Source organism: Streptomyces sp. NPDC048639, assembly GCF_043199075.1.
Lineage (GTDB): Bacteria > Actinomycetota > Actinomycetes > Streptomycetales > Streptomycetaceae > Streptomyces.
On record NZ_JBICVP010000012.1, the window covers coordinates 203236 to 229112 of the forward strand.

A 25877-nucleotide genomic window follows, 5' to 3' on the forward strand; every position below is an offset into this window, starting at 1 on the left:
GAGTCCGGGGCGCCTCCGGCCGTGCCTACCGTGACGCTCCATGCATGAGCTCTCGATCGCCCTGTCCGTCGTCGAAAGAGCCGAGGAGGCCGCCCGGGAACACGGGGCCGCCTCGGTCGAGTCGGTGCGGCTGCGCATCGGCGAGCTGGCGGGGGTCGTGGCGGACGCCCTGAGGTTCTCCTTCGAACTGGTCGCGGAGGGCACGCTGCTGGCCGGCGCCGGACTCGTCATCGACGAGGTGCCGGCGAGCGCCCGCTGCGCCCCCTGCGACGTGGAGTTCCCGGTGGGTTCACCGCCACGACTGTCGTGCCCCCGCTGCGAGGCGTCGGTGACCGAGCTGCTGACCGGACGCGAGCTGGAGCTGCTGGACGTGACGCTGCCCGAGGGCGGCTCGTGCCCAGGGCCCGGGACAGCGCGGCACGCCGCGCGAGAGGGAGAGTGCTGCGGATGATGTGCCGTGTCGTCGACCTGCAACAGGCGGTTCTGGCGAAGAACGACGGGCTGGCGGCCGCACTGCGCGAGGACCTCGCGCGGCGCGGGGTCACCGTGGTCAATCTGCTGTCGAGCCCCGGCAGCGGCAAGACGGCGCTACTGGAGTGCGTACTGCGCCGGACCACCCAGCGCGGCGTCCCGGTGGCGGCGCTCACCGCAGACCTCGCCACGGAGAACGACGCCCGCAGGCTGGCGCGTTCGGGCGCGCCGGTGAAGCAGGTGCTGACCGGCGGGCTGTGCCATCTGGAGGCCGACCAGGTCCGCGCGCATCTGGAGGGATGGCTGCCGGAGGGGACCCGCGTGCTGTTCGTGGAGAACGTGGGCAACCTGGTCTGCCCCGCCTCGTACGACCTGGGCGAGCGGCTGCGGGTGGCGATGATGTCCGTGACCGAGGGCGAGGACAAGCCGGTCAAGTACCCGACCGCGTTCGGGCTGGCGAACCTGGTCGTCCTCGGCAAGACCGACATCGCGGAGGCGGTCGGATTCGGCGAGGCGGAGTTCGCGGCGAGCGTCGAACGCGTCAACCCGGGCGTGGAGGTGCTCCGGACGTCCTCCCGTACAGGTGAGGGCGTGGACACGCTCCTGGACCGGGTGCTTGCCGTGTGCGATGGCGACCTGCCGCACCAGCCGCCCCTGGCGGCGCAGCACCGGAGCGCGCATCCGCACGATCACGGCCCCGACGCGGGCCATGTGCACGACCACGGCGACGGCCACCCGCACAGCCACGGCCATGTCCCTGTGCACGACGACCCCGGTCCCGGTGCGGAGACCGCCCGCGCCGCCGGCGTCCCGGTCCGGTAGAGCGTCGGGGGCGAGGAGCCGCCATGACGACGCTCGCAGACGACCGCCGGAAGCAGGGCTTCCCCTGCACGGCCGTCCGGAGACGTGTCACCGTACGAGGTGTGGTCCAGGGGGTCGGCTTCCGGCCCTTCGTCCACACGCTGGCCACCGGACTGGGCCTGTCCGGCCATGTGGCCAACAACGCCGCAGGCGTCATCGCCGAGGTCGAGGGCGACCCCGCCTCGGTCGAGGCGTTCTGCCTTCGCGTCGGCACCGAGGCACCGCCGCTGGCGGTCGTCTCGTCCATCACGCACGAGGCCATGCATCCGCTGGGCACGGCCGACGAGCCGCCCGCGCCGGGGACGCCGGGGACGTCGGGGAGGGGCTTCACCATCCGGCCCTCCGAACTCGGAGAGGGCCGCACGCTGATGCCGCCCGACACCGCGACATGCGACGACTGTCTTCGGGAGCTGGCCGACCCCGCCGACCGCCGCTACAGGCACCCCTTCATCACCTGCACGCACTGCGGCCCGCGCCTCACCATCGCGACGGCACTGCCGTACGACCGCGCGACCACGACCATGGCGGGCTTCCCGCTGTGCGCGGACTGCGCGCGGGAGTACGGCGATCCGGCCGACCGGCGCTTCCACGCCCAGCCCGTAGCCTGCCTCGTCTGCGGCCCGAGGCTCCGCCTCACTCCGGCAGCGGGAAGCGAACTCCCTTACGGCGAGGGCGAGTCGGCGCTCACGGAGGCGCGGAGGATGCTGTCGCAGGGGGCGATCCTGGCCGTCAAGGGCATCGGGGGCTACCACCTCGCGTGCGACGCCACCGACTCGCGCGCCGTCGCCACGCTGCGCGAGCGCAAGGCCCGCGGGGCCAGGCCGTTCGCCGTGATGGCCGCCGACGCCGGGACCGCGGCGCGCCTGGCCCGCCTCGGACCGGCGGAGCACGAGATCCTCACCGGCCGCCGGCGCCCGATCGTCCTGCTGCGCCGCTTCGACGACGAGAGCGGGGTTCCGCTGGCACCCGAGGTGTGCCCCGGCAGTCCCGATGTCGGGGTGATGCTGCCGTACACCCCGCTCCACCACCTGCTGTTCGGGCTGCCCGGCGATCCGCTGGGCCCTCGCGTCCTGGTGATGACCAGCGGCAACCGCTCGGGCGAGCCCATCGTCACCGGCGATGAGGAGGCGCTCGACCGGCTCGACGGACTGGCCGACGCCTGGCTCTGGCACGACCGTGCGATCGAGGTGCCCTGCGACGACTCCGTGGTGCGCGTACGCCCCGACGGCAGCGAGGTCGTACTGCGCCGGTCCCGCGGCTACGCTCCCGCCCCGCTCGCGCTGCCCTTCGCGGTGCCGCCGGTCATGGCTGTCGGCGGGGACCTGAAGAACACGCTCTGTCTCGCGGAGGACGACCGGGCCTGGTTCTCCGCCCATATCGGGGACATGGGCGACCTGGCCGGGCTGCGGGCCTTCGAGGCGGCGGGCCACCGGCTGCAGATGCTGACCGGGGTCATCCCGGAGCTGCTCGCCTGCGACCGGCACCCGGGGTACCACTCGGTGCGCTGGGCACGCCGTCACCGGGACGGCCGGCCGTTGCATCTGGTGCAGCATCACCACGCCCATGTCGCCTCGGTCATGGCGGAGCACGGCCTGGACGGCAGCAGACCGGTCCTCGGTTTCGCCTTCGACGGCACCGGCTATGGCGACGACACGGCGATCTGGGGCGGCGAGGTGCTGCTGGCCGACTACGGCGGCTTCCGCAGGTTCGCGCATCTGGCGTACGTCCCGCTGCCCGGTGGCGACGCCGGAGTGGGCAACCCCTGCCGGATGGCGCTCTCCCGCCTGCGCACCGCGAGGATCGCCTGGGACGACGACCTGCCGTGCGTGGCCGCCTGCACTCCCGAGGAGCGGCATCTGCTGGCCCGTCAGCTCGTACGCGGTACGGCGTGCGTGCCGACGTCCAGCATGGGGCGGCTGTTCGACGCCGTCTCGTCGCTGGCGGGCGTGTGCCACCGGGCGGTCTACGAGGCGCAGGCAGCCGTCGAACTGGAAGCGGCGGCGGCACGTGCCTGGGCGGACTGCCGGGACGCGTACGCCTTCGGCCTGCGCCGTGGCCAGACCTCGGCGCTGCTCGACGCGGAGCCGGTGCTGCGGTCCGTCGTCCACGACCTGCGGGCCGGGACCGGGCCCGAGGTGATCGCCGCGCGCTTCCACCGGGCGGTGGCGGACGCGGTGACGTCCCTGGCCCGCCTCGCCCGCCGGGAGACCGGTACGAGCACGGTGGCGCTGACCGGTGGGGTGTTCGCCAACGCGCTGCTGGACGAGGCCTGTTCGGACCGGCTGGAGGCCTCCGGCTTCACGGTCCTGCGCCACCGGGAGGTCCCGTGCGGCGACGGCGGGCTGGCGCTCGGCCAGCTCGTGGTCGCGGCCCGGCTCGGGAGCCCGTAGCCGCCATCCCGTCCCGACCCACGGCGCGCACGGCCGTGTGCCCGGACCGCCCTTGTCCCCCTATGCCTTGACAACGACGAAGGGAGAACATCATGTGCCTGGCAGTGCCCGGCAAGGTGGTCGCCACCGAGGATCGCAACGGCACGCGCATGGCGCAGGTCGACTTCGGCGGCGTGGTGAAGGATGTGTGCCTCGCATACGTGCCGGAGGCCGAGGTGGGCGAGTACGTGATCGTCCACGTGGGCTTCGCCCTCCAGCGGCTCGACGAGGAATCGGCCCGGCAGTCCCTGGCGCTGTTCGCGGAACTGGGGCTTCTGGAGGAGGAGTTCGGGGACGCGTGGGGCCGCGCGGCGGAGGAGGCCGGTGCCGAGCGCCCCGACACCGCCGGCCAGGAGCCCGCGGTTGCGACAACGGCGGCGGCGACCGCAGCAGTGACGGAGGCGGTGGCTGCAACAGCAGTAGCGACGGAGGCGGCAGCGGCGGTACAGGAGGGAGTCCGGTGAAGTACATCGACGAGTTCAACGACCCCGGTCTGGCACGGCGGTTGCTGGACGACATCCACGCCACGGTCACCCAGCCGTGGGCCCTCATGGAGGTCTGCGGCGGCCAGACCCACTCCATCATCCGCCATGGCATCGACCAACTGCTCCCCGAGAAGGTCGAGTTGATCCATGGACCGGGCTGTCCGGTGTGCGTGACGCCCCTGGAGATGATCGACAAGGCGCTGGAGATCGCCTCCCGGCCGGATGTCATCTTCTGCTCCTTCGGCGACATGCTGCGGGTCCCGGGCACCGACCGGGATCTCTTCCGCGTCAAGGGCGCGGGCGGCGACGTACGGGTGGTGTACTCGCCACTGGACGCCCTCACCATCGCGCAGCGCAATCCGGACCGCGAAGTGGTCTTCTTCGGCATCGGCTTCGAGACCACCGCACCCGCCAATGCCATGACGGTGCATCAGGCCCGGCGCCTGGGCATCCGCAACTTCAGTCTGCTCGTCTCCCATGTGCGCGTACCCCCCGCCATCGAGGCGATCATGCAGTCGCCCTCCTGCCGCGTCCAGGCGTTCCTCGCCGCGGGCCATGTGTGCAGCGTGATGGGCACGGCGGAGTATCCGGGGCTGGCCGAGCGGTTCCAGGTGCCGATCGTGGTGACCGGGTTCGAACCGCTGGACATCCTGGAGGGGGTACGCCGTACGGTCCACCAACTGGAGCGCGGCGAGCACCGGGTGGACAACGCGTACGGGCGGGCCGTCCGCGACGACGGCAACGCCGCGGCACTGCGCATGCTCGAGGAGGTCTTCGAGGTCACCGACCGGGCCTGGCGCGGCATCGGCATGATCCCGGACAGCGGCTGGCGGCTGTCCGAGGCTTTCCGGGACTACGACGCCGAACACCGCTTCCAGGTCACCGACGTACGGACCTGCGAGTCCGGCGCGTGCCGCAGCGGGGAGGTGCTCCAGGGCCTGATCAAGCCGAACCAGTGCGAGGCGTTCGGCACGCTCTGCACCCCCCGGAAACCGCTGGGCGCCACCATGGTCTCCAGCGAAGGGGCCTGCGCCGCCTACTACTTGTACCGGCGCCTGGAGCACGGGCCGGCATCGCCGAAGGAGGCGAGCCCCGTTGGGTGAGACGGCTGCGACGACGGACCGGACCAGGGACGTACCCGCTCAGGTCAACCCCGCCGAGTGGTCCTGCCCGCTGCCCCTGCGCGACCAGCCGGTGGTGGTCATGGGGCACGGCGGTGGCGGTGCGCTCTCCGCCGAGCTGGTGGAGCACCTGTTCACGCCCGCGTACGGCAATGCCACGCTCGCCGGACTCGGCGACTCGGCGGCCCTGACGCTCGGCGGCGCCCGGCTGGCGTTCTCCACCGACTCCTACGTGGTGCGGCCGCTGTTCTTCCCCGGCGGCAGCATCGGCGACCTGGCGGTCAACGGCACGGTCAACGACCTGGCCATGAGCGGCGCCCGGCCCGCGTACCTCTCGTGCGCGTTCATCCTGGAGGAAGGCGTCGAGCTCGCCACGGTCGGCAGGGTGGCCGAGGCGGTGGGTGCGGCCGCGCTGGCGGCCGGGGTCATCGTCGCCACGGGCGACACCAAGGTCGTCGACGCCGGGCACGGCGACGGCATCTACCTCAACACCTCCGGCATCGGGCTGATCCCGGACGGCGTCGACATCCGGCCGCAGCGCGCCGTGCCCGGGGACGTGATCATCGTCAGCGGTCCCATCGGGCTGCACGGCGTGGCCATCATGAGCGTCCGGGAGGGGCTGGAGTTCGGGGTGGAGATCACCAGCGACACGGCCCCGCTGGCAGGCCTGGTCGAGGCGATGCTCGCGGTCACCCCGGACCTGCACGTGCTGCGCGACCCCACGCGCGGCGGCCTGGCCACCTCGCTGAACGAGATCGCCGCCGCCTCCGGTACGGGCGTGGCGCTCGTCGAACGCACCCTGCCCGTACCGGACGCGGTCGCCAACGCCTGCGGCTTCCTCGGCCTCGATCCGCTGTACGTGGCCAACGAGGGGCGGCTCGTGGCCTTCGTGCCCCGCGACCGGGCGGACGCGGTCCTCGAAGCGATGCGCGCCCACCCCCAGGGCGCGGGCGCGGCCGTGATCGGCGAATGCGTGGAGGAGCATCCGGGGATGGTCGTGGCGCGCACCGGGCTGGGCGGTACGCGCGTGGTGGACCTGCCGCTGGGCGAGCAACTCCCCCGTATCTGCTGAGACTTCACGGCAGAAGCGCGGACTCATGGCCGGTCCCGCGGCGAACACCGCCGCGGGACCGGTCATCGGCGTCTCAGGACGGGACGGCGACCCGGCTGCTCAGCCGCAGCCGGACCTGTACCTCCTGGTCCCCGGGCACGACGTGGCCTTCCTCCTCCGTCAGGAAGGAGCGGGCGAGGGCTTCCTCGATCTGCCGTACGGGGCGGTCGCCGCCGAAGAGGTCGGCGGTCACCGGTCCGGCGAGGGCCTCCGGATCCGCGGCGCCCGAGGTCCGTACATCGAACGTCCTGATCCACACCATCGGGTTGTCGAGCCGCGGGTGCTGGGCGCAGTGCGCGCCGGTCTCCTGGTCGACGGCGGCCGGAAAGGCGGACAGGAGGACGCCGAAGACGGAGTCCGCGTCCTGGGGTGAGCAGTCGGTGAGGTGGACGCTGACGTGAGCCGAGTGCTGCAGAGTGGTCATCGCGGGTCCTCCGGTCACGAGTACGGGTGCGGGTTCATGGGCCGGCGCGAGGGGATGGACGGCCGGGCTTCCCAGGGGCCCCGAGCGATGATCGCGACCGAGACACCGGGGCAGGCAGCGACAGGCGGACGGGACAGCGTGGGCCAAGGCCGCGGCCGGGCCGCGGTGCACGGTCCCGTCCGGCGGGCGGGGGGAAGATTCCGGTACTCGGTCATGAGTACCCGCCTCCGATCCGGATCTCCGTCTCGATCGTCCGCCCGCTCCGGGAGCGCTGTCAACGCGGCCTCGCGTCGCAAGATCGCCTTTCCGGGGAACCGGTACGGGAACGCCACGTGCCCGCCCCATCGGAGGAATGCGCAGGCACACGCCGCAATGGCGACAGAGGGTGTCGGGTTTCGCTGCCCATCATGAGCGCATGACGACCGATTGGGCGGCCTTCGAGGCCGCACAGCCCGAACTGGCCTCCACGGCACGCCGGCGCTTCCAGCAGTTCAAGCATCATGTCCTCGCCACCCTGCGGCGGGACGGATCTCCCCGCGTCACCGGCATCGAGGTGGATTTCCGCTTCGGTGAGATGTGGCTCGGCATGATGCCTCAGTCGCGCAAGGCGCTGGACCTGCTGCGCGATCCGCGGTTCGCGGTTCAGGCGAACCCCGGCCCGGACACGTCGATGGCGGGCGGCGATGTCCGGGTGAGCGGGCGTGCCGTCGAGGTGACCGATCCCGCGGTGATCTCCAGGTACACGGAGGCCGCGCAGCCTCCCGAGCCGTTCCATCTCTTCCGTACCGAACCGACCGAGGTGGTCCGCACCTTCGTCGAAGGGGACGACCTGGTCGTGCAGACCTGGCGCCCGGGCGAGCGCGTACGGACGATCCGGCGCGGGACGGACGACGCCCCTCCCCGCGAGGAGCGCTGAAAGCCCTACCCCTGTGAGGAGTTCGGGGTGGGCCCGGCACCGCCGTGCCCGGCGCCGGATGGAAGTCCACCTCGAATTTCCTCCTGGGTCGCCTCATTTCGTTCCAACTCCTTTACGCTGCTGCCACTTTCACCACCCCCCATGTCGAAGGTGGCATCGCATGAGCAGGATTCGCTCTGCAGTGACGGCCGTGGCCCTCTTGTCCGCCGGGGCGCTGCTCGCCGGAGCAGCACCGGCCGGAGCCGGGACCGCGGAAGCCGAAGGCCTTTCGTACTCCGGGTCCACATCGGTCGGCGTCCACAACGCGTACGAGAAGGACAAGTACCGGTATTTCGCCGACGCCCTGGATTCCGGTGCGGGTCTGCTGGAAATCGATGTCTGGACGAACGGCCTGAGCAAGAAGTGGCGGGTCTCGCACAGCAACCCGCTGGGCAGCGACAACAATTGCGAGAATGCCGGGTCACCGGCCGAGCTGCGCACCAAGTCGCGCAATCAGAGCCTCGGCGGCTGCCTTTCCGACATGCGGGCCTGGCACGACGCCAACCCCGGCCACCGCCCCATCCTGATCAAGGTCGAGATGAAGGACGGCTTCAACAACAAGGGCGGCCTCGGCCCCGACGAATTCGACGCCCTCGTCCGCTCCGAGCTGGGCGACGCGGTGTTCGGCCCGGGCGACCTCATCGGGGATCACGCCACACTCGACGAGGCGGTGCAGGCGGGCGCCTGGCCCGAGCGGTCCGCCCTTGCGGGCAAGTTCCTCATCGAGCTGATCCCGGGCACGGTCGAGCAGAGCAATCCCTTCGACTCGTACTGGACCGACCGCGAGTACGCGGAGCATCTGCGGTCGCTGTCCTCCTCCGGCGGCCTCGGCTCCTCGACCGCCTTCCCCGCGGTCATCGGAGCCGAGGCCGGTGACCCGCGGACGCGCTACGCGGACGCCTCGCTCCGCCCCTGGTTCGTGGTCTTCGACGGTGCCGCGTCCACGTACGTCACGGACGCCGGGATCGACACGGCCTGGTACGACCGGCGCAACTACCTGGTGATCATGACCTCGGCCCATGGAGTCGCTCCGGAGATCGACTCCGTGAACCCGCCGGAGGCGGACGCCCGGGCCCGTGTCGCGGCTCTGGCCGCCGAACACGGCTCGATCGTCACCAGCGACTGGTACCCGCTGCCCGGCGTCCTGTCGACCGTGCTGCCGCGCGGCTAGGACTCCGGGCGCGTCACCGGTCGGCCGATGCCGTCTGTCGCTGATCGTCGCACTCCCGGACACTTGTCGAACGCCCCTCCAACTACCGTGGGAAGGGCCCCAGGCCTCAGGGCCGGCGAGAGGGAGGCACGGCATGCGGGTGTCGGTCGACCGGTGGCACGGCGTTCTCGCCTCACCGTGGCAGCGAGGAGCGGTGGCGGTGGCCGCGGGGGCACTGCCCGCGCTGGCCTTCCCCGAGCCGTCGCTGTGGTGGTTGGCGTACGCGGCCCTGGTGCCGTGGCTGCTACTCGTCCGCACCGCTCCGACATGGCGCCGGGCGGCGTACGACGGCTGGCTGGGCGGCACCGGTTTCATGATCGCGGTGCACCACTGGCTGCTGCCCAATCTTCATGTCTTCACGCTGGTCATCGGTCTGCTGCTGGGCGTGCTCTGGGCTCCGTGGGGCGTCCTCGTCAGACGGCTGCTGGGCGGCACGCCGCGCCCGCGGCGCACGGCGGCCGCGCTGGTGCTGGTGCCCGCGGGCTGGATCGCGGTCGAGACGGTCAGGTCCTGGGAGGCCCTCGGCGGGCCGTGGGGCCTGCTCGGCGCCAGCCAGTGGCAGGTGACGCCCGCCCTGCGGCTGGTCTCGATCGGGGGCGTCTGGCTGGTGACGTTCCTGATCGTGGTGCTCAACACGGCGCTCACGATAGTGATCGCGCTGCCCACCGCCCGTACGGCCGCGGTGGCCGGGGGGCTGACGGTGGCGGTGGCGGGCAGCGCGGCATGGGCGTGGGTGCCGCAGCCGGACCGTACGGGCAGCGTCCGCATAGCCGTCGTCCAGCCGGGCGTCATCCAAGGCGGGGTGGACGGCAGGGAGCGGCGGTTCGACCGCGAGGAGGAGCTGACCCGGCAACTGGCCGGGAAGGACGTGGACCTCGTCGTATGGGGCGAGAGCAGCGTGAGCGCGGATCTGGGGACGCGCCCCGACCTGCGGGACCGGCTCGCAGCCCTCTCCCGCGAGGTGAACGCCGACCTGCTGGTGAACGTGGACGCGCAGCGCTCGGACCGGCCCGGCATCTTCAAGAGCTCCGTGCTCGTGGGCCCGGAAGGGCCGACGGGGGCGCGCTACGACAAGATGCGCCTGGTGCCGTTCGGCGAGTACATCCCGTTCCGCTCGGCGCTGGGCTGGGCTACCTCGGTCGGTGAGGCGGCCGCTGAGGACCGCAGGCGGGGCACGACGCCGGTGGTGATGCGGATCCCGGGCGCGGGGGGACTGCGTATCGGCCCTCTCGTGTGCTTCGAGACGGCGTTCCCGGACATGAGCCGCCGCCTGGTGAAGGACGGCGCCGATGTGCTCGTCGCCCAGTCGGCGACGAGCACCTTCCAGCAGAGCTGGGCTCCCGAACAGCACGCCTCACTGGCGGCGCTGCGGGCGGCCGAGAGCTGGCGGCCCGTGGTGCACGCGACCCTGACCGGCGTCAGCGCGGTCCACGGCCCGCGCGGCGAGGCCGTCGGGGAGCGGCTGGGCACGGACAGCAGTGCGGCCATGGTCTACGACGTGCCGCTCACCACGGGCACCAGCCCGTACGTGACCGCGGGCGACTGGGTGCTGTACGCGTCGCTGGTGTCGCTGGCCGTCTACGGGGTCGCCGAGGGCGCCCGGGCCGTCAGGCGGCGGCCTGTTCAAGGACCTCCCGGACCACCCGTTCGCACAGTTCATGGGTCCGCAGAGCGTCCTCGGCGCTGAGCGGCTTCCCGGTCCGTACGGCGTCCAGGAAGGCGTGGACGATCTGCTCGATCCCGCGCTGCCGGGCCACGGGCACCCAGTCGCCGCGGCGGCGGACCGTCGGCTGGCCCTTGTGGTCGATCACCTCGGCGAGGTTGACCACCTGGCGCTTGGTGTCCTGTCCCGAGACGTCGAGGATCTCCTCGGCCGAGCCGCTCATCCGGTTCATGGTGCCGATCGCCGTGAAGCCCTCACCGGAGAGCTGGAGGACCACGTGGTGCATGAGCCCGTGCCGCACCCGGGCCCGGACATCGACATGCTCGACCGTGCCGGGCACCAGGAAGCGGAGCGTGTCGACGACATGGATGAAGTCGTCGAGTACGAGGGTGCGCGGGGCCTCGGGCAGCCCGACGCGGTTCTTCTGCATCAGGATCAGGTCGCGCGGATGCTCCAGGCACTGGGCGTAGCCGGGCGCGTAGCGGCGGTTGAAGCCGACGGCGAGGCCGACCCCGCGCTCCTCGGCGAGCCGTACCAGCCGCTCGGAGTCGGCGTAGTCGTAGGCGAGCGGCTTGTCGACGTACGTCGGAACGCCCGCCTCCAGGAGCCGGGTGACGATCTCGGCGTGGGCCTCGGTGGCGGCGTGCACGAAGGCGGCGTCCGGACGGGCCTCGATGAGCGAGGCGAGGTCGGTGTGGCGGCGGTCCTCGGGGATGCGGTGGGCGGCCCCGAGCCGTTCGAGGGTGGCCGGGTCACGGGTCTGGAGGTGCAGGTCCAGCCCGGACCGGGCGCCGAGGACCGGCAGATAGGCCTTTTCGGCGATGTCCCCGAGCCCGATGCAGCCGACCTTCACGGTGGATCTCCTCACTGCCGGGTGCCACGGCCGGCTGGCGCCGCCGGGCGTCACCGGCCGGTGGCAGAGGCGGGTGCCGCGGCCGGGTGTCAGGGGCGGGTGCCACGCGGGGGTTTCGCCTCCTCGGCGGCGGCCCCCGTTCCGGCAGCATACGTGGGCGACGGCGGCTGCCAGTCGGCGATTCCGTCGAAGCTGCGCAGGGCCACATGGGGCGCGAACCGGCCGAGGACGCCGATGACGGCGGTGCGCAGGGCGACGGCGGGTCGGGAGGAGAGGGCCACGGCCCGGCACATCCGCCCCGAGCGGCGTACGACGTCCATGGTGCGGGGCAGCCGCTCCGCGGAGTAGGCGGCGAGGGCGGGGGTGATGTCGCCGGAGTCCGCCGTCGCCGGACGCCCGAGGTGCGCGGCGAGGACGACCCCGTCCTCGATGGCCTGGCACCCGCCCTGGCCCAGCATGGGCGCCATGGCGTGGACGGCGTCGCCGAGCAGGGCGACGCGTCCGCGGTGGAAGGCCGGCAGTGCCTGGGCCGTTTCGTACAGGTCGTGGCGGAGGACCGGTCCGCTCCCGGCGGCTCCGGCGGCGGCGAGCACGGCGGGGATGGGCTGGTGCCAGGTGCCGAACCGGCGCAGCAGCTCCGCCCGTTCGCCGTCCGGGGATGTACCGCCCGCCGGGGCGATCGCGCACCCGTAGGCGTAGATGCGGCCGTTGTGGAGGGGACTCGTACCCCAGACCGCGCCGCGCCCCCAGGTCTCGTGCGGGGCGAACGGGATGTCGGGAGCGGGGACGACGACGCGCCAGGCGGTGAGTCCGGTGTAGCGGGGGCCGGGGTGCTGGGGGAAGAGCGTCCGCCGGACGGCCGAGTGGATGCCGTCGGCGCCGACGACGAGGTCGGCCTCGATCTCCTCCACTGCTGCGAACTGCTGGGTCCTCACGCGCACTTCACCGTTCTCCGCATCGAGGCCGGCGCCCACGGTGACCCGCGCGGGGCGCCCGGGACCGCCCGGATCGGCGAGTGCCGCAGGGGCGGCCGTGCGCACGGCTCCGGCGGGCAGCCGCGAGACGAGCAGGTCGACGAGGGTGGCGCGGTGCACCACGACCAGAGGGCCGCCGAAGCGCTCGGCGAAGGCGTCGCTGGTGGTGCGGGTGACCCAGCGTCCGTCGGGGCGCCGCAGCCCTCCCTCGTTCTGCCACCTCGACAGGGCACGAACGTCGTCGCCCACACCGATGGTGTCGAGGGCGCGAACTGCGTTGGGGGCAAGGCCGATTCCGGCTCCTACGGCCCCCAGAGCCGGGGACCGCTCCAGCACCGTCACGGACCACCCGTGACGGTGCAGGGCCGCCGCGGCGGTGAGTCCGCCGATTCCGGCTCCGATGACGACGGCGCGGGGCGCGTTCATGTGTCATTCCTCCAAGGGGCTGATCGGCTCGCGGACGCACGCACCATGGCCATGGACATGACTGGCGCACCCTCACGGCTCACTACATCCGTAGTTGCACGCTACTACAGGCGTAGTGAGCGCGATAGATTGACCCCATGACCTCCGGCGCCACCCGCTCCCCCGACCGCCTCGCGCTCATCGCGGACACCGCGATCGACCTCCTCGCGGAACGCGGCCTGCGGGGCCTCACCCACCGGGCCGTGGACGAGGCCGCCGGGCTGCCCCCGGGCTCGACCTCGAACCACGCCAGGACACGTGCCGCCCTGCTGGAGGCGACGGTCAAACGGCTCGCCGCACGGGACGAACAGGCCTTCCGGCCCGAGGCGGTCCAGATGGCCACAGCCGGCCTGGAGGCGGTGACGGACGCGCTCGCGCCGATCGTCCACCGCTATGTGACGGACTACCGGCATCTGCTGGTCGCGCGGTACGAGCTGGCCCTGGAGGCCACCAGGCGACCGGAGGTGCGGGAGATCTACGACGCGGCGGGGCACGCCTTCCGCGAGCTGCTGGTGGCCCTGATGACGCGTATGGGGTCCTCGGAACCGGAGCGCCATGCGCTGTCCCTGATCGCCTGGACGGAGGGCGTGATGTTCTCGTGCGCCATCGGCGCCCATCACACCCGGACGCCGACACGGGAGGAGTTGCGGGAGAGCGTCACGGAGCTGCTGCGCGGGATGCTGCCGGGGCGTACGGCATAGCGCGGGCGAGCGGGGTCCGGATATTGCCTGGCAGATCCGGTCCCCGGGCCACGATGATGGCGCGCATGACGATCATCGACCGCCCCTCGCCGCCCACCACCTCCGGCGAACGCGCCATGCTGGAAGGCTGGCTGGAGTTCCATCGCGCCACTCTGGTCGCCAAATGCGGAGGCCTCGACGACGCCAAACTGCGCGAAGCGTCCGTCCCGCCGTCCTCGCTCTCCCTCATGGGGCTCGTACGGCACATGGCCGACGTCGAGCGTCACTGGTTCCGCCGCACCCTCACCGGAGAGGACGCGCCGCCTCTCTACTACACCGACGAGGACCCCGACGGGGAGTTCCACCTCTGCGAGGAGGACACCTGGAAGGACGCCCGCGCGGCGTGGGAGGACGAGATCGAGCGCGCCCGCGACGCCGCCTCCGGACGCTCGCTGGACGACCTCGCCGTCCAGGAGATCCGCGGCGGCAAGAAGGTGAACCTCCGCTGGATCTACACACACATGATCGAGGAGTACGCGCGGCACAACGGGCACGCCGACCTCATCAGGGAACGCGTCGACGGCGCGGTGGGCGTGTAGCGCGAGCCCTCCACCGCGCACATGAGCACAAGCCCCCATACGGTCACCCGTGCGGGGGCTTTTCCGTCGAACCGGCGCCCGGATGGGCCACGCGCCAGCAGAGTGGCGCGCGTGCACCGAATCGTCTCAGCAGTGCTGCTGCTCGCGAGCCCGGCCCTCGCGAGCTGTGTCAGCGTCTCCGCCCCAGCGTCCGCGCCTGAGCCGTCGTCGGCCCCACCTCAGGCGCCGGGCGCGGCCCGGCCGCAGATCGCGGAACCCTCCGCCCACGAAGGGCTGGAGACCATCCGCCCCGGCCGCGCGCACTCCTCCCCCGCGCCCCGCTCGCGACACGCGGCCGACAGCACCTCCGCCCACCCGGCGGCGCCGAGTTCGCGCGCGCCGCGGGGGCGGACTGTTCCGCGGTCCGGAACTTCCGTATGGCCGGCGCCGCAGCCGTCCCGTGTGCCGGTGCCCGTCCCGAGGCCGGGCCGCACCGCCGGGGTGTGCGACCTCGGCGAGACCTACGGGAAGTGGGCCCCGGGCAGCACGCAGTCCCGTATCTGCCGCGACGTCTACGGTCCCTGACGGTTTCCGGGGGGCTCCGCCGCCGGACGGACCGTGGGCAGGTCAGGTCGCCGGGTCGTCCAGCCGCCACCCGAGGCGGGCGATGGCGGCCCGCACACCATCGCCGTAATCGTCGTCGCCGAGTACTCCGGCCCGCGCCCGCGCGCGGTCCAGCTCGCGCTTCGCCGCCGCGTGACGGCCCAGCTTCACGTAGTCCGCGGCCAGGTTGAGGTGGAGCGAGGGATAGAAGGCGCGCAGGGCGAGGGACCGGCGGTGCCCCGCGCCGCCGTGCGCCGCCACGCGGGTGTCGGTGGGAGCGTCGGGGAGGCTGTCGGCAGCCCGCAGGGCGCGGACGTCCCAGGCCAGCTCATCGGCCGGGTCGTCCTGGGTGTCGGCCATGTAGTGCGCGAGGGTGCAGCGGTGGAGCGGGTCGCCGTCCTCGCCGATCTCCTCCCAGAGTGCGGCGAAGCGGCTGCGGGCCTCGTCCCGGTCGCCGCCCCTGTGGAGCATGACCACCTGGCCGATCCTCGTCATGACGGCGTCCCTCGACACCTCACCCCACTGCTCCTCCGCCACCTGACCTCCCGCTCTCGTCGCTGCGAGACCTTCCTTCCCTCCCGGAGGCGGACGCTAGCCCAGGTCGGGAATCCGCCAGTCGACCGGCTCATGGCCCTGTGCCGTGATGGCCGCGTCGATCCGGGTGAACGGCCGGCTGCCGAGGAACTTCTTGGCGGAGAGGGGCGACGGGTGGGCTCCCTCGACCACGGCGTGGCGCGTGGTGTCGATGAGCGGGAGTTTCTTCTTCGCGTAGTTCCCCCAGAGGACGAAGACCGCGGGGTCCGGCCGGGAGTCCACCGCGCGGATCACCGCGTCCGTGAACGTCTCCCACCCCTTGCCCTTGTGCGAGTTGGCCTCTCCCCCACGGACCGTCAGCACGGCGTTGAGCAGCAGCACCCCCTGCTCGGCCCAGGGCATCAGATAGCCGTTGTCGGGCACGGGGTGGCCCAGGTCGTCCCGGAGTTCCTTGTAGATGTTCCGGAGGGAGGGCGGTGTCCTCACACCCGGCCGGACGGAGAAGCACAGGCCGTGGCCCTGGCCCTCGCCGTGGTACGGGTCCTGGCCGAGGATCAGCACCTTCACGCGGTCGAACGGGGTCGCCTCCAGCGCCGCGAACACCTCGGCCCGTGGTGGGTGGACCGGTCCGTTGGCCCGCTCCTTCTCGACGAACTCGATGAGCTCCTCGAAGTAGGGCTTCTTCAGCTCCTCGCCGAGGACGCCGCGCCAGGACTCGGGCAGCATGTCGGTCACGTCAACAACCTCCGGTGTGCGATCCGTTCTGCATCACAGAACCTACCGGCGTCCACTGACAGACCGCCCGCACGGCGACGGCGGGCGGCCCTCCGGCCGCCCGCCGTCGCACGGTTCCACCAGGACGCGGGACCGTTTCCGTGCGCCGGTCCCGCAGCGGTCACGGGCCCGGCTCCCACCTCAGCCGACCCCGGCGTTGAGGAAGATCCCGCCATCGACCTGAAGTGTCTGGCCGGTGATCCAGGCCGCGCGGTCGGAGAGCAGGAACTCGGCCGCACCGCCCACGTCCCGTGGTGCGCCGAGCCGCTGCAACGGGTAGGAGGCCGCCGCCTCCGCCTCGCGCCCCTCGTACAACGCCTGCGCGAACTTGGTCTTCACCACCGCCGGGGCGATGGCGTTGACCCGTACGGACGGCGCCAGTTCGTGCGCGAGCTGCAGCGTGAGGTTGATCATGGCGGCCTTGCTCACTCCGTATGCGCCGACGAACGGCGACGCGGAAAGCCCGGCGATGGACGCGATGTTGACGATCGCGCCGCCGTTGTCCTTCTGCCACGCCTTCCAGGTCTGCTGGGCGAAGCCGAGTGCCGAGATCACGTTGGTCTCGAAGACCTTGCGGGCCACTGCGAGGTCCAGCTCGGCGATCGGCCCGAAGACCGGGTTGGTGCCCGCGTTGTTGACGAGGTAGTCGACCCGCCCGAACGCCTCCATCGTCTGCTCGACGGCCGCGGCCTGGTGGGCCTCGTCGTGGGCCCTTCCGGCGATGCCGATGACCCGGTCGGCGCCGAGCTGCGCCACTGCCTCCTTGAGCGTGTCCTCGTTGCGGCCGGTGATGGCCACCCGGTCGCCACGGGCGACGAGTGCCTCGGCGATGCCGTATCCGATGCCGCGGCTGGCGCCCGTGACGAGCGCGACCTTTCCGCCGGCCGGGACCTGTTCCGTCATGTCCGTGTCCGTTCTGATCAGTTGAGCGGGCCGCCGGCCACGTACATGACCTGGCCGGAGACGAAGCCGGCCGCGTCCCCCGCGAAGAACGCGATGGCGTTGGCGACGTCCTCGGGGCGTCCGACGCGCTGGACCGGGATCTGGGTGGCCGCCGCGGCCTGGAAGTCCTCGAAGCCCATGCCCACGCGCTCCGCGGTGGCGGCGGTCATGTCGGTGGCGATGAAGCCGGGGGCCACGGCGTTGGCGGTGATGCCGAACTTGCCCAGTTCCTTGGCGAGCGTCTTGGTGAAGCCCTGCAGACCGGCCTTGGCCGTGGCGTAGTTGACCTGGCCGCGGTTGCCGAGCGCCGAGCTGCTGGAGAGGTTGACGACCCGGCCGAACCCGGCGTCCACCATGTGCTTCTGGCAGGCGCGCGTCATCAGGAACGCGCCCTTGAGGTGCACGCCCATGACGGTGTCCCAGTCCGTCTCGCTCATCTTGAACAGGAGGTTGTCCCGCAGCACGCCCGCGTTGTTGACGAGGACCGTGGGCGCGCCGAGTTCGGCGGCAACCCGCGTGACCGCGGCCTCGACCTGTTCGGCGTCGGAGACGTCGCAGCCGATGGCGACAGCCCTGCCGCCGGCCGCGGTGATCTTCTCCACGGTGTCCTTGCAGGCCGCCTCGTCGAGATCGAGTACGGCGACGGCCCGGCCTTCCTCGGCCAGGCGTACGGCGGTCGCCGCGCCGATGCCTCGGGCTGCGCCCGTCACAATCGCAACGCGCTGCTCGGTGGTGGACATGCGGGAATCTCCTCGGCTCGATGAAGTGAGCAACCGCTTAGTAGGTCGGTGGACGAAACGCTAGAAGCACCGGCACCCGGTGTCAACGGGCCCTGCCCACCGACACCGCATGTCAGACGCATGTCACACGCAGCCTCTCCGCTCCTCTCCTCCGCGGTGCCGATGCGGTGCCGATGCGATGCCGGCGCGGTGCCGATGGGGTGCCGATGCAGTGCCAGTGCGGTACCGATGCGGTGCCGTCGAGACGTGCGGCACGGCCGCAAAGTCACCGCACCAGCAGGTCCAGCAGACGCTCCGCCTCCGCCTCCGGATCCGTGGTCAGCCCCGAGTGCACCGGACCGGGCTGGACGACCGTACTGCGGGGGGCGATGAGCCAGCGGAACCGCCGTCCCGCGTCGTCCGCGCCCGCCGCGCCCGCCGCCTCCCCGCCGTGGCACACGCCCTCGACGGCGCGCAGCGCGGCCCGTACGCCGGCCACGTCCGCGGTCGGGTCCAGCGCCCGCAGACGTCCCTCGTCCAGGTGCGTGCGAGCGGTCACGAACGACCGGGCGCGGCAGTAGACGACCACGCCCGCGTTGATCAGCTCGCCACGCTCGACGCGCGGCACGACACGCAGCACCGCGTACTCGAAGACATCGCGTCCGCCAAGGAGCCCGGTCACTGCGCGGCCTTTCCGTCGACCCATACGCGGAGCCACTCGGGCGCCCGCGACGGTTCCTTCTCCCGAGGGGCGCCGAGCGTGATGCGGGTGTGCACCGTGGCGGCCCGCTCGGCCAGCGCCTCGGCGTACGCCCGGCGCACGGCGTCGGGGGTGTCGAACCCCGGCTCGTCGGTGAGCCAGGCGTCGGGGACATCGGCCACGACCGAGGCCAGCAACTCCTCGGTGACCAGCGGCGCGAGCGCGGCGGCCGCGGCCTCGACATCGGGGGCGAAGGAGGCCAGCACGTGGTCGGAGGCGTCGTACGGCTTGGCGACCGAAGCGGACACGGTGGGCCAGTTGTGGTGCCAGATCATGGTGGCCCCATGATCGATGAGCCAGAGCCTTTCGTGCCAGACGAGCAGGTTGGGGTTGCGCCAGGAGCGGTCGACGTTGTTGATCAGGGCATCGAACCAGACGACCCGCCCCGCCTCTTCGGGCCCGAGCTCGAACGCCAGAGGGTCGAAGCCCAGCGAGCCGGGGAGGTAGTCCATGCCCAGGTTGAGGCCGCCGCTCGCCTTGAGCAGGTCCTGCACCTCTTCGTCGGGCTCGGCGAGGCCGATGACCGGGTCGAGCTGGATCCGCACCAGATCCGGGACCCTCAGGCCCAGCGCCCGGCCGAGCTGCCCGCAGACGACCTCGGCGACCAGCGACTTGCGGCCCTGGCCCGCGCCGGTGAACTTCATGACATAGGTGCCGAGATCGTCGGCCTCGACGATGCCCGGCAGCGAGCCGCCCTCCCGCAGGGGTGTGACGTAGCGGGTGGCGGTGACTTCGGGAAGCATTCCCCCAGGTTAATAGGTCGTTTCCGCGGGCGGGCGTCTCTGTCAGAGTCCCGGGATGACCACTCCGCCTTCCACCACCGCGCCCGTATGCCCTGGCTTCCCCCGCCAGTTCGCCCGTACCCGGCGCTTCTCGCTCGGCGTCCCCCGGCAGTTCACCGTCTCCGCCGACGGGCACCGGATCCTCTTCCTCCGCAGCGGTGGGGGCACCGATCCGGTGAGCCGCCTGTGGCTGCGCGAGCCGGAAGGCACCGAGCGAGTGCTCGCCGACCCGCGGGAACCGGGCGCCGCGGACGCCGACCAGCCGGAGGCGGAGCGTACGAGGAGGGAGCGGGCGCGGGAGCAGTCGGACGGCGTGGTGGCCTACTCCACCGACGTCCGGGCGCGCCTGGCCGCGTTCGCGCTCGGCGGGACGCTCCGGGTCGTCGAGGTGGACGGCGGAGCCGTGTCCACCGTGGCTACGGCCGGTCCGGTGACCGACCCGCGCCTCTCCCCCGACGGGCGCAGTGTCGCCTACGTCACGGCACGTGGTGTGCATGTCGTGGACCTCGACGGGACGGATCGCCCGCTCGCCGTCCCGGACGGACCCGAGGTGACGTACGGGCTCCCCGAGCATGTGGCGGCCGAGTCCATCGGGCGCCTGCGCGGATTCTGGTGGGCGCCGGACAGCGGGGCCCTGCTGGTCGCGCGCGTCGACACCGCGCCGGTCCAGCGCTGGCACATCGCCGATCCGGCCAACCCTCATCTGCCGCCGCGCTCCATGCCCTACCCGGCGGCCGGGACCGCGAACGCCGACGTCTCCCTGCACCGAATCTCCCTGGACGGGAGCAGGACCGAGATCGTCTGGGACCGGCAGGAGTTCGAGTACCTCGTCGACGCCCGGTGGGACGCCCACGGTCCACTGGTCACCGTGCAGAGCCGCGACCAGCGGACCGTACGGGTCCTGGCGGCCGACCCGGTCACCGGCGCGACGCGCACCCTGCACGAGCAGCACGACGCGTCCTGGGTGGAGCTGGTCCCCGGTGCCCCGGCTCGTACGGAATCCGGCGCCCTGGTGCACCCTCTGGAGCAGGACGGCACCCGGGGCTTGCGCGTCGGTGCGGACGGGCGCACACCGCCCGGCCTCCAGGTGCGCGCGGTGCTGGCCATCGACGGGGAACGCGTGCTGTTCGCGGCGAGCGAGGAGCCCACGGAGACCCATGTGTGGTCCTACGAGCCCGGGAGCGGCTGCACCCGGATCAGCGAGGGCCCCGGCCTGCACAGCGGCACACTGCGCGACGGCACCCTCGTCCTGGAGAGCCGCACTCCAGGCGGCCATCGCGTCACCGTGCAGCGCGAGGGTCAACCGGACGGCGCCGTCGCGGTGTTGGCCGAGGAACCGGTCATCACCCCGCGCCCCGTCTTCCTGAGCCTCGGCGAACGGAAGGTGCGCACGGCCCTGTATCTGCCGTCCTGGTACGAGCCCGGGTCCGGGAAGCTGCCGGTGCTGCTCGACCCGTACGGCGGTCCCGCCCTGCAGGTCGTGGTGCGCGCCCGCACCTGGACCTCGTGCGTCTCCCAGTGGTTCGCCGAGCAGGGGTTCGCCGTCCTCGTCGCCGACGGGCGGGGCACACCGGGCCGGGGGCCGGCGTGGGAGAAGGCCGTGTACGGCGACTCCCTGGGCCCCGTGCTGGAGGACCAGATCGATGCCCTGCACGCGGCCGCGGAAGTCTGCCCCGAACTGGACCTCGACCGGGTGGCGATCCGCGGCTGGTCCTTCGGCGGGTATCTGGCGGCGGGAGCGGTGCTGCGCCGCCCCGATGCCGTCCACGCGGCCGTCGCGGGCGCGGCCCCGGCGGATCCGCTGCTGTACGACACGCATTGGAAGGAGCGGTATCTCGGCCACCCGGCGAAGGAACCGGAGAACTACGAGCGGTCCTCGCTCCTGCCCGACGCCCACCGGCTCGGCCGTCCGCTGCTGATCGTCCACGGTATGGCGGACGACAACGTGGTCGTGGCGCACAGCCTGCGGCTCTCGGCGGCGCTGCTGGCCGCCGGGCGCCCCCACACGGTGCTGCCGCTGTCCGGGGTCACGCATCTGGCGGCGTCGGAGGATGTGGCCGAGAATCTCCTTCTGCTCCAGATCGTTTTCCTTCGTGAGGCGCTCGGTCTCGCCGGCGAGGCGAGGACGATCTGAACGCCTGAGCACCACGGTCCGTACAGAGGGGCCGAACCGGCAGTGCAGGAGCCGGTGAGGGAAGACGCCCAGCCAGCGAAGGGGACGTAAGCACCATGACGGGAACTGAGGGGACCGGGCGGAACGCGAGCCGACGTGCCGTGGTCGCCGCGGCGGGAGCGACCTGTCTGGCCGCAGCGCTCGCCGCATGCGGCGATTCCGGTGACGCATCACAGCCGCCGAAGGACGACACCTCCGCACCGGACTCCGGCGGGGACGGCGGGGACGGCGGGGACGGGGCGGGCGCCGCGCTCGCGGCGGCGGCCGACATCCCGGTCGGCGGCGGCAAGGTCTTCCCTGACCAGAAGGTGGTGGTCACGCAGCCGACGGAGGGTGAGTTCCGGGCCTATGCGTCGATCTGCACCCACCAGGGCGCCGCTTTGAACGAGGTGACCGGCGGCACCATCAACTGCCCGCTGCACGGCAGCAGGTTCGCCATCGCGGACGGCAGCGTGAAGAAGGGCCCGGCCACACAGCCGCTGCCCGGCAAGAAGGTCACCGTGGACGGGGACTCGATCAAGCTCGGGTGACCACCGAGCCCGACCGAGTCCCGTCGGTCCGCCTCAGGCGGACCGGTCCGGCCTGCTCCAGCAGGCCAGCACCTCGTCCGTCGCGGTGACCATCGCGACCAGGGCGAGGGTGTGCCGGACCATCGCGGGCGTGTACTCGGGGGGTACGCCCGCGATGGCGTCGGCCGGTACGACCGCGGTGTAGCCGAGGTTCACCGCGTCGAAGACCGCCGCTGGGACCGCGACGTTCGCGGAGACCCCGGTGACGACGAGGGTGCGGCAGCCGAGATTGCGCAGCAGGCCGTCCACGCCGGTCCCGGCGACCGGGGAGAGGCCGTGCAGGCGCCCGACGACGAGATCCTCGTCCGCGACCGTGACGGGTTCCGCGACATGTACGGCCGCGGACCCGGTGAGCTGCTGTACGGGAAGCCGCTCCGCGGCGCGGAACAGGCGCGCGTTCCGGTTCGCGCCCCGGCCGTCGGGACGGCGTTCGGCCACGGCGTGCATCACCTGGACACCGGCGGCGCGGGCGGCGGTGGCCAGCCGGGCGACATTGCGCAGCGCACCGGACGACCGTGCTTCCGCGGCGAGTTCGGGGAGCGCGCTGACGGCCCCGACGACGCCCTCCTGGCACTCGACGGTGAGCAGCACCGTGGTCGCCGGATCGAGCAGCCCGGCAGGCAGGTCGCGCGAGCCCATGTGTCTCCCCCACTCGGTCGGCGGCGTCGGCGGCGGGCGGTCAGGTCGGGGCGGTCCGGTCCGGTCCGGTCCGGTCGAGCCGGAGCGGCCCGGTGGGCGGACGCCGCCCCGCCCTGCGCTCGGCCCGCCAAGCGGTCCGTCCTGTCCTGCGGTCCGTCCTGTCCTGCGGTCCGTCCTGTCCTGCGGTCCGTCCTGTCCTGCGGTCGGCCCTCTTTGCGGTCGGTCCTGTCTCGTGGTCGCCGGTCCCGTGCGCGGCCGGTGGTCCCGCTCGTGACCGTCGATCTCCACCCGTGACCGGACCGTTCCCTCGTCAGGCCGGGACGTTAGCGGGACTTGCGCCGACCCGGAAGAGCGCCGCATTCTTTTTCTGACACACCATCAGAAAGAGGAGGGTGTAGGGACGATGGAAGCCAGCCCCCGGGAAGCCGGCACGCAGCGGCGAGGACGCCGGATCATGATGACCGGCCAAGAACTGGACGCCTTCCTGGCGGAACAGCGCACCTGCCGGGTGGCGACGGTGGACCCGGAGGGCCGCCCCCATGTGAGCCCGCTGTGGTTCATCTGGGACGGCACGTCGCTGTGGCTGTACTCCCTCACACGCAGCCGCCGCTGGACGGACCTGCGCCGCGACCCGCGCCTGGCGGTGGTGGTCGACGACGGCCACGACTACGGGGAGCTGCGGGGCGCCGAACTGTCCGGCACCGCCGTCTTCATGGGCGAAGCGCCGCGCACCGGCGAGCCCTGTCCCGAACTCGAGTCACCGGAGCGGCGGTTCGCGGCGAAGTACTTCGGTCTCGATGCGATGCCGCACGACGGCCGGCACGCCTGGCTGCGGCTCACCCCTGACGCCGTGGCCACCTGGGACTTCCGCAAGATGGCCGCCCCTGAGGCGTAGGGATCAACAGCACCCGCCCCCTTGGTTTTCTGCGCTCAGGTCTCCACGTCCAGCGCCGCCTTGCGCAGGGAGTCCACCGCGGCCCGGATGGAGGGGCGGCGGTCCGCGTCCGCGCGCCACACCGCGTAGATGTGCCGCCGCATCGTGGAACGCACCGGCACCACCCGTACGTTGGCGGGCACCGGACCGCGTCCCAGCCGCGGCGCGACGGCGACGCCGAACCCGGCCCCGACGAGGGTGAGTTGGGTGTGATGCTCCTCGGCCGTATGCGTGATGCGGGGTTCGACGCCCTTGCTGCGCAGCGTGAACATCAGCCAGTCGTGACAGAATTCGCCCTTCGGCCAGGAGATCCACTCGTCGTCCGCGAACTCCTCGAGGTCCACCTCCCTCCGGTCCGCCAGCGGATGGTCCGCGGGCATCGCGACATCGGCGGGATCGTCCAGCAGCGGCGCCTTGGCGAGCCCGTCGGGCAGGGACAGCGGCTTGTTGTACCAGTCCAGGACCACGGCGAGGTCGATGTCCCCGCGCACCACGCGCGGAAGCGAAGCGTCGGGTTCGAGCTCCTGCAACCGGACCCTCAACTGCGGGTGGTCGGCGCGCAGTACGGCCATGGCGCCCGGGAAGAGGCCGCGTACGGAGGTGGGAAACGCGCCCAGGAGCAGCTCGCCGACCGCCTGCCCGCGGTGCGCCTCGAGATCCGAGTGCGCCAGCTCGACCTGGGAGAGGATGCGCGCGGCGTGCTCGGCGAGCAGCCGGCCGGCGTCGGTGAGCCGGACGCCGCGGCCGTTCTTCGCGAGCAGCTGCTGCCCGGCCTCGCGCTCGAGCTTCGCGAGCTGCTGCGAGACTGCCGAGGTCGTGACGTGGAGTCCTTCGGCGGCGCCGCTCACGGAGCCGTGGCGGGCGACGGCGTCCAGGGTCCTGAGGCGGTCGAGATTCAACATGTAAGCAATCCTAAGCGATAGCTCCACGAAGTCTCGCTTGTCCTACGAAGTCTTGCGCGCGAGTGTGGAGTCCATGAGCTCCGCCGCGACCTCCCGCTTCCCCGCATCCGCACCGCAGTCCGCCTCTCCCTCCCCCTCCACCCCTCCGTCCGCCCCGCGGATGCCCGCCTCCCTCGCGGCCGAAGCCTCCCCTCCGACTCCTGCTGGCCCGTCCGCGCCGTCCGCGCCGTCCGCGCGCCGTCGGACCGTGGACTGGCGGATCCGGTTCGCCGTGCTCTCCTTGATCTGGGGTTTCAGCTTTCTCCTGATCAAGGTCGGCACACAGGCGTACGCCCCGCTGCAGGTCACGCTCGGGCGGATGGTGTTCGGGACGGCGGTGCTCGTCGCGGTCCTCGCCGTCCGCCGCGAGCGCATGCCGCGCGGCGCCCGCACCTGGGGGCACCTGGCAGTGGCCGCGTTCTTCCTCAACGCGCTCCCCTTCAGCCTCTTCGCGTACGCGGAACTGACCATCCCCTCCACACTCGCGGGCATCTGCAACGCCACCACCCCGCTGTGGGGCATGGTGCTGTCGATCGTCGCGCTGTCCGAGGACCGCCCGACCCGGCGCCGTGTCGCGGGCCTGGGCGTCGGCTTCGCCGGTGTGCTCACCGTCCTGGGCGCCTGGCAGGGCTTCTCCGGGCAGGACCCGGCGGGAACGGCCATGGCGCTGATCGCCTCGCTGAGCTACGCGGTCGGCTGGATCTACGTCCGGCGCACGCTTGCCGGGACCGGCAACTCCAACCTGGCCATGTCCGGCTCGCAGTTGCTCCTCGGCACCGTACAACTGGCCGTCGTCACCCCGCTGTTCACCACCTTCCCCACCTCCTTCCCCGTGGTGCCGCTGCTGTCGGTCCTCGCTCTGGGAGCGCTCGGCACCGGCCTCGCCTTCCTCCTGCAGTACGGCCTGGTGACCGAGGTCGGGCCGACGACCGCGACCCTGGTCACGTACTTCATTCCGGTCATCGCGACCACCGCGGGCGTGCTCGTTCTGGGCGAACGACTCACCTGGAACACACCGGTGGGCGCGCTGGTCGTCCTCGCCGGCGCGGCGCTGACCCAGAGTCGGCCGCGGTCCACGGGCCGCGGGACCGTCACCGCGAAAGGCGGCACCACCATCGCGAAGGACGACACCACCACCCAGGGCGGAACCACTACCGCCAAGGGCGGACCCATCACCGCGAACGACGGGGCGAGCACGGCCGGGAAGGCCCTCTGAGCGACCGGGAG

General features: G+C 72.3%; 25 protein-coding genes and 1 pseudogene. 15 read left to right on the forward strand and 11 right to left on the reverse strand.

The features are described 5' to 3' along the window. Positions 1 to 40 precede the first annotated feature (40 nt). The 6 genes and pseudogenes from hypA (at position 41) to hypE (ending at position 6439) form a co-directional block, all read left to right on the forward strand. Positions 41 to 451 carry a hydrogenase maturation nickel metallochaperone HypA gene (gene hypA, locus ACGFNH_RS29165; protein ID WP_393658771.1) on the forward strand — a complete coding sequence of 137 codons (411 nt, stop codon included), beginning with the start codon at positions 41 to 43 and terminating at the stop codon, positions 449 to 451. Then, the gene (gene hypB / locus ACGFNH_RS29170) at positions 451 to 1293 is read left to right on the forward strand and encodes a hydrogenase nickel incorporation protein HypB (protein ID WP_393658875.1); all 843 of its coding nucleotides are present in this window, start codon (positions 451 to 453) and stop codon (positions 1291 to 1293) included. Before hypA ends, hypB begins: the two co-directional genes overlap by 1 nt. Before the next feature lie 23 nt (positions 1294 to 1316). Further along, on the forward strand, positions 1317 to 3722 hold the full coding sequence (gene hypF / locus ACGFNH_RS29175) for a carbamoyltransferase HypF (RefSeq protein WP_393658773.1): 2406 nt from the start codon (positions 1317 to 1319) through the stop codon (positions 3720 to 3722). A gap of 92 nt (positions 3723 to 3814) precedes the next feature. Continuing rightward, positions 3815 to 4117: pseudogene (locus ACGFNH_RS29180) on the forward strand (HypC/HybG/HupF family hydrogenase formation chaperone); the annotation flags it as partial. A gap of 104 nt (positions 4118 to 4221) precedes the next feature. Further along, a complete protein-coding gene (hypD, locus tag ACGFNH_RS29185) occupies positions 4222 to 5349 on the forward strand; it encodes a hydrogenase formation protein HypD (RefSeq protein ID WP_393658775.1) in 1128 nt (375 codons plus the stop codon). Between the two features lie 100 nt (positions 5350 to 5449). Further along, positions 5450 to 6439: a hydrogenase expression/formation protein HypE gene (gene hypE, locus ACGFNH_RS29190; RefSeq protein WP_393658877.1), complete on the forward strand. Its 990-nt coding sequence runs from the start codon at positions 5450 to 5452 to the stop codon at positions 6437 to 6439. A gap of 73 nt (positions 6440 to 6512) precedes the next feature. Here the strand turns inward: hypE and ACGFNH_RS29195 are convergent, their stop codons facing one another. Beyond that, positions 6513 to 6902, reverse strand: a complete 390-nt coding sequence (locus ACGFNH_RS29195) for a hypothetical protein (protein WP_393658777.1) — start codon at positions 6900 to 6902, stop codon at positions 6513 to 6515. 415 nt (positions 6903 to 7317) lie between these two features. Here ACGFNH_RS29195 and ACGFNH_RS29200 point away from each other — a divergent pair, with 415 nt between their 5' ends. The 3 genes from ACGFNH_RS29200 to lnt all read left to right on the forward strand — a co-directional run bounded on the left by ACGFNH_RS29200 (position 7318) and on the right by lnt (position 10754). Beyond that, positions 7318 to 7818: a pyridoxamine 5'-phosphate oxidase family protein gene (locus ACGFNH_RS29200; RefSeq protein ID WP_393658779.1), complete on the forward strand. Its 501-nt coding sequence runs from the start codon at positions 7318 to 7320 to the stop codon at positions 7816 to 7818. A gap of 160 nt (positions 7819 to 7978) precedes the next feature. After that, on the forward strand, positions 7979 to 9028 hold the full coding sequence (locus ACGFNH_RS29205) for a phosphatidylinositol-specific phospholipase C domain-containing protein (RefSeq protein ID WP_393658781.1): 1050 nt from the start codon (positions 7979 to 7981) through the stop codon (positions 9026 to 9028). Positions 9029 to 9161: 133 nt separating this feature from the next. Then, complete coding sequence (lnt, locus tag ACGFNH_RS29210) at positions 9162 to 10754, forward strand: apolipoprotein N-acyltransferase (protein WP_393658783.1); 1593 nt, start codon at positions 9162 to 9164, stop codon at positions 10752 to 10754. Here lnt and ACGFNH_RS29215 read toward each other — a convergent pair. Both ACGFNH_RS29215 and ACGFNH_RS29220 read right to left on the reverse strand, forming a co-directional pair. Continuing rightward, positions 10675 to 11583, reverse strand: a complete 909-nt coding sequence (locus ACGFNH_RS29215; RefSeq protein WP_393658785.1) for a Gfo/Idh/MocA family protein — start codon at positions 11581 to 11583, stop codon at positions 10675 to 10677. The two genes, lnt and ACGFNH_RS29215, sit on opposite strands and share 80 nt — an antisense overlap. A gap of 89 nt (positions 11584 to 11672) precedes the next feature. Further along, a complete protein-coding gene (locus ACGFNH_RS29220; RefSeq protein ID WP_393658787.1) occupies positions 11673 to 12983 on the reverse strand; it encodes an FAD-dependent monooxygenase in 1311 nt (436 codons plus the stop codon). A 137-nt stretch (positions 12984 to 13120) separates the two neighbouring features. Between ACGFNH_RS29220 and ACGFNH_RS29225 the strand changes: the two genes are divergently transcribed. After that, positions 13121 to 13723, forward strand: a complete 603-nt coding sequence (locus ACGFNH_RS29225) for a TetR/AcrR family transcriptional regulator (protein WP_393658789.1) — start codon at positions 13121 to 13123, stop codon at positions 13721 to 13723. A gap of 65 nt (positions 13724 to 13788) precedes the next feature. Further along, positions 13789 to 14301 carry a DinB family protein gene (locus ACGFNH_RS29230; RefSeq protein WP_393658791.1) on the forward strand — a complete coding sequence of 171 codons (513 nt, stop codon included), beginning with the start codon at positions 13789 to 13791 and terminating at the stop codon, positions 14299 to 14301. Between the two features lie 606 nt (positions 14302 to 14907). On the opposite strand, the gene ACGFNH_RS29235 is transcribed toward ACGFNH_RS29230, so the two are convergent. The 6 genes from ACGFNH_RS29235 to ACGFNH_RS29260 all read right to left on the reverse strand — a co-directional run bounded on the left by ACGFNH_RS29235 (position 14908) and on the right by ACGFNH_RS29260 (position 19355). Next, a complete protein-coding gene (locus ACGFNH_RS29235) occupies positions 14908 to 15378 on the reverse strand; it encodes a hypothetical protein (protein WP_393658793.1) in 471 nt (156 codons plus the stop codon). Between the two features lie 96 nt (positions 15379 to 15474). Continuing rightward, positions 15475 to 16143 (reverse strand): uracil-DNA glycosylase, encoded by a 669-nt coding sequence (gene ung / locus ACGFNH_RS29240; RefSeq protein WP_393658879.1) that lies wholly within the window; start codon positions 16141 to 16143, stop codon positions 15475 to 15477. A 189-nt stretch (positions 16144 to 16332) separates the two neighbouring features. Further along, positions 16333 to 17094, reverse strand: coding sequence for an SDR family oxidoreductase (locus ACGFNH_RS29245; RefSeq protein ID WP_393658795.1), 762 nt, complete (start codon positions 17092 to 17094; stop codon positions 16333 to 16335). Between the two features lie 17 nt (positions 17095 to 17111). Further along, on the reverse strand, positions 17112 to 17873 hold the full coding sequence (gene fabG, locus ACGFNH_RS29250; protein ID WP_393658796.1) for a 3-oxoacyl-ACP reductase FabG: 762 nt from the start codon (positions 17871 to 17873) through the stop codon (positions 17112 to 17114). Between the two features lie 265 nt (positions 17874 to 18138). Further along, complete coding sequence (locus ACGFNH_RS29255; protein WP_393658798.1) at positions 18139 to 18534, reverse strand: DUF3037 domain-containing protein; 396 nt, start codon at positions 18532 to 18534, stop codon at positions 18139 to 18141. Then, entirely contained in the window at positions 18531 to 19355 is an 825-nt protein-coding gene (locus tag ACGFNH_RS29260) for a HipA family kinase (RefSeq protein ID WP_393658800.1), read from the reverse strand. Before ACGFNH_RS29260 ends, ACGFNH_RS29255 begins: the two co-directional genes overlap by 4 nt. Positions 19356 to 19410: 55 nt before the next feature. Between ACGFNH_RS29260 and ACGFNH_RS29265 the strand changes: the two genes are divergently transcribed. Beyond that, positions 19411 to 21528 (forward strand): prolyl oligopeptidase family serine peptidase, encoded by a 2118-nt coding sequence (locus ACGFNH_RS29265; RefSeq protein WP_393658802.1) that lies wholly within the window; start codon positions 19411 to 19413, stop codon positions 21526 to 21528. A gap of 95 nt (positions 21529 to 21623) precedes the next feature. Then, complete coding sequence (locus ACGFNH_RS29270) at positions 21624 to 22097, forward strand: Rieske (2Fe-2S) protein (RefSeq protein WP_393658803.1); 474 nt, start codon at positions 21624 to 21626, stop codon at positions 22095 to 22097. A 33-nt stretch (positions 22098 to 22130) separates the two neighbouring features. Here ACGFNH_RS29270 and ACGFNH_RS29275 read toward each other — a convergent pair whose 3' ends face one another. After that, complete coding sequence (locus tag ACGFNH_RS29275; RefSeq protein ID WP_393658805.1) at positions 22131 to 22775, reverse strand: isochorismatase family protein; 645 nt, start codon at positions 22773 to 22775, stop codon at positions 22131 to 22133. Between the two features lie 454 nt (positions 22776 to 23229). On the opposite strand from ACGFNH_RS29275, the gene ACGFNH_RS29280 reads away from it, so the two are divergent. Continuing rightward, positions 23230 to 23670, forward strand: coding sequence for a pyridoxamine 5'-phosphate oxidase family protein (locus tag ACGFNH_RS29280; protein ID WP_393658807.1), 441 nt, complete (start codon positions 23230 to 23232; stop codon positions 23668 to 23670). Positions 23671 to 23705: 35 nt separating this feature from the next. Here ACGFNH_RS29280 and ACGFNH_RS29285 read toward each other — a convergent pair whose 3' ends face one another. After that, a complete protein-coding gene (locus ACGFNH_RS29285; protein WP_393658809.1) occupies positions 23706 to 24611 on the reverse strand; it encodes a LysR family transcriptional regulator in 906 nt (301 codons plus the stop codon). A 37-nt stretch (positions 24612 to 24648) separates the two neighbouring features. On the opposite strand from ACGFNH_RS29285, the gene ACGFNH_RS29290 reads away from it, so the two are divergent. Beyond that, positions 24649 to 25866 carry a DMT family transporter gene (locus tag ACGFNH_RS29290; RefSeq protein WP_393658811.1) on the forward strand — a complete coding sequence of 406 codons (1218 nt, stop codon included), beginning with the start codon at positions 24649 to 24651 and terminating at the stop codon, positions 25864 to 25866. Positions 25867 to 25877: the final 11 nt, after the last annotated feature.